This window comes from Vibrio sp. S12_S33, assembly GCF_963889785.1.
Lineage (GTDB): Bacteria > Pseudomonadota > Gammaproteobacteria > Enterobacterales > Vibrionaceae > Vibrio > Vibrio aestuarianus.
This window is the reverse complement of sequence record NZ_CAWPQZ010000322.1, coordinates 1-296: the sequence shown is the minus strand read 5'-3', so window position 1 is coordinate 296 and position 296 is coordinate 1. Positions and strand designations below refer to the sequence as shown.

The window sequence follows — 296 nt, the reverse complement described above, 5'->3', positions numbered from 1 at the left end:
TAACCAGTCATAGAAGTCATCCAACATCGGTTTAGCCTGCGCTTGTCTTTCTGTCCAACGCTCTTCGACCGAAGCCAGTTTTAATCGAGATTCAAGTGCGTACAACTTTTGGATTTTGGATAACGCCGCATCCGCTTTACCTGACTTACCTTTGCCCTGAAGCTTTTTTGCCTCCATGAACTTACGGCGTGCGTGAGCGAAACAACCGACATTAGCCACGTTGGTTAATCCGTCATAAGCCGCGTAACCATCACTTTGTAGATAGCCTGAGTAATCGCCCAAAAAGTTCACGGGGC

At 47.6% G+C, this 296-nt stretch carries 1 protein-coding gene; it reads right to left on the bottom strand.

What is annotated here, in order from left to right:
• Window positions 1-296, bottom strand: a 296-nt coding sequence (locus tag AACW06_RS20320) for an IS66 family transposase (RefSeq protein ID WP_192076406.1), incomplete at both ends; no start/stop codon positions are given.